This window comes from Methylobacterium sp. WL116, assembly GCF_008039455.1.
Lineage (GTDB): Bacteria > Pseudomonadota > Alphaproteobacteria > Rhizobiales > Beijerinckiaceae > Methylobacterium.
This window is the reverse complement of sequence record NZ_VRUV01000723.1, coordinates 1-1,784: the sequence shown is the minus strand read 5'-3', so window position 1 is coordinate 1,784 and position 1,784 is coordinate 1. Positions and strand designations below refer to the sequence as shown.

The 1,784-nt window shown below is 72.6% G+C and carries 3 protein-coding genes and 1 pseudogene; 1 reads left to right on the top strand and 3 read right to left on the bottom strand.

Annotated features, from left to right (window positions below; translation table 11 throughout):
- Positions 1-129 precede the first annotated feature (129 nt).
- Positions 130-306: a hypothetical protein gene (locus FV223_RS30920; protein ID WP_187274652.1), complete on the top strand. Its 177-nt coding sequence runs from the start codon at positions 130-132 to the stop codon at positions 304-306.
- A gap of 112 nt (positions 307-418) precedes the next feature.
- On the opposite strand, the gene FV223_RS26665 is transcribed toward FV223_RS30920, so the two are convergent.
- The 3 genes and pseudogenes from FV223_RS26665 to FV223_RS26655 all read right to left on the bottom strand — a co-directional run.
- A complete protein-coding gene (locus FV223_RS26665) occupies positions 419-814 on the bottom strand; it encodes a hypothetical protein (protein ID WP_147729738.1) in 396 nt (131 codons plus the stop codon).
- Positions 815-931: 117 nt separating this feature from the next.
- Positions 932-1,138 carry a hypothetical protein gene (locus FV223_RS26660; protein WP_147729737.1) on the bottom strand — a complete coding sequence of 69 codons (207 nt, stop codon included), beginning with the start codon at positions 1,136-1,138 and terminating at the stop codon, positions 932-934.
- Between the two features lie 146 nt (positions 1,139-1,284).
- Positions 1,285-1,784: pseudogene (locus FV223_RS26655) on the bottom strand (formylmethanofuran dehydrogenase subunit C); the annotation flags it as partial.

Below are 1,784 nucleotides of genomic sequence, written 5' to 3'. Positions count from 1 at the left end.
GGCGCCGCCCCCGCCGACCGCGCCGGACGACTGATGCGGGCCCGCGCGCGAGGAGGCCCGCACACCAACGGTTAAGCCTGTCGACCTATCACCGAGCATCCCTCATGCGTCGTGCCGGGAGAGGCGCCGTTGACCCGTGACCAAGTCGCCACCGCAATCCGGCGCCTCGCCGCCTCGCAGGTCGAGGACATCGAGCGTGCCGTCAAGGACGGGCACAAGACGATCGCGCTGAACGAGCTGGCGGACCTGAACCGCCAGCTGAAGGCCTTCGCCGCCGCCCTCAAGAAGGCGCCGGTCCGGGCGTGACGTCGATCCCGTGATCCCTGGATCGCAGGATGATCGTCGACACGGCGGGACGTCGCGTTTTCCGCCACGGAGATCTCATTCATCTCAGGCGGGGGCGTCCTCGCCCCCCGGGCTACCAGCGCGGGCCGCCCCAATCGCGATCCGGGATGTCGACCGGCGGCCGCGGCGGGTGATCGAAGACGACCGGGCGACGGGGGCCGTCATCGTATCCGCCCGGCTCGTCGCAGACCCGGACACGGCGCACCACCTCCTCGCCATAGGCGTCGATGCGGCGCTTCACGAAGCTGCGGCAGCGCTCGGGCGGCTCGAAATCCGGGCCGGCGGTGAAGCGCGGGCGGCGGAAGGCCGGCTCGGGCGGGGGCGGCTCCCGGTGGGCGTAGCCGCCGTATTCCGGGTGCGGCGGCGGATAGGGCCCGTCGAAATCCGCGGCCCGTGCGGCGCCGACGGAGGCTTGGCCCGCGAGGACGAGCGCGCAGAGCCCGGCAAGACGGAAACGGTGGAGCGACACGACATGTCCTCGCGCAATGCGTGGCCGGCGGCCATCGAAGCCCGGAGGATGATCGAGGGAGGCTGAACCGTTCGCGAGCGGACGCGTCGGGATCCGTTCAGCTTCGATCCGCGGCGGTCACAGGTCCTTCGGCACCGTGCCGCGCACGGCACAGCGCCACTTCGCGACGTGGAGGTCGGGGTGCGCCGCCTGCCATTCGGCGAGGACGCTCTGGGCGTGGCGCAGGCAGATGAACGGGTTGCTGCCCTCGTAGGACATCGGGATCTGGTCGTCGTGGCACTGCGTCGGTTGCGACAGCAGGCAGGCGGACAGCAGGATCAGCATCGGCAGGACGTCCTCGCAGGGTCCCGGCTCCGCGGCCGGGTTGAGAGGATCTTAAGACGACGCCGAGGTCCGTGGGAAGTGCTGCGGCGAGGACGGCACGTGAGCCTGCCTCCCCCCCCCACTGCGAGGGGAGGCAGGAGCGGCTCTCAGGCCGCCGCCCAGATCTCGCCCTTGGCAATCGTCGCGAGGTCGCCGGAATAGCGCCGCAGCGGGCCGGCGGCGATCTCGGCGTGGCGCGGGCTCAGGGTCTTGAGCGAGCGCGCCAGCAGCCGCAGGAAGACGAGGTCGTGCTCGCCGGTCTCGACGAAGGTCGGCGTCAGGCGCCCGTGGCTGCCGAGGAGGAGCGTGCCGCGGCGCATGCCGTAGCCGGCGTCGTCGCCGACGGACCCGGCGGCGATCGTGCCGGCGATCATCCGCGAGCCGGCGTAATCGCCCGCGCGCTCGACCAGGATCAGCCCGCGCCGCATGCGGTCGCCGAGATGGCGGCCGGCGGTGCCCTTGATGACCAGCGTCGCGCCGTCGAGCCCGGCCTTGGCCGCGTAGACCGCGCCGCCGGCGTAATCGCCGGCATCGCCCGCGATGGTGATGGTGCCGCCGGTGGCGCCGGTGCCGGCGAACGGGCCGGCCGTGCCGGTGACGGTCAGCG

Bases quoted from the DNA above. Each gene is read 5' to 3' on its own strand.
- FV223_RS26660 (WP_147729737.1), bottom strand. From the start codon at position 1,138: ATGCTGATCCTGCTGTCCGCCTGCCTGCTGTCGCAACCGACGCAGTGC.